The organism is Streptomyces sp. MMG1533, assembly GCF_001279775.1.
Classification (GTDB): Bacteria; Actinomycetota; Actinomycetes; order Streptomycetales; family Streptomycetaceae; genus Streptomyces.
The window spans coordinates 1-291 of record NZ_LGDG01000174.1; the positions used below are offsets into that span (position 1 = coordinate 1).

Here is a 291-nt window from a genome sequence, read left to right on the forward strand (position 1 = left end):
GCCAAGGACCGGGACCCCGAGTGGTTCAAGCGCGCCGTCTTCTACGAGGTCCTCGTCCGCTCCTTCCAGGACAGCAACGGTGACGGCGTCGGCGACCTCAAGGGACTGACCGCGAAACTGGACTACCTGCAGTGGCTGGGCGTCGACTGCCTCTGGCTGCCGCCGTTCTTCAAGTCACCTCTCCGGGACGGCGGCTACGACGTCTCGGACTACACCGCCGTCCTGCCCGAGTTCGGCGACCTCGCCGACTTCGTGGAGTTCGTCGACGCCGCCCACCAGCGCGGCATGCGC

1 protein-coding gene is annotated in these 291 nt (G+C 67.7%); it reads left to right on the forward strand.

Annotation, left to right across the window (positions count from 1 at the left end; all coding sequences use genetic code 11):
• The coding region (locus tag ADK57_RS18270; protein WP_267890770.1) for an alpha-amylase family glycosyl hydrolase at nucleotides 1-291 on the forward strand (291 nt) is incomplete at both ends.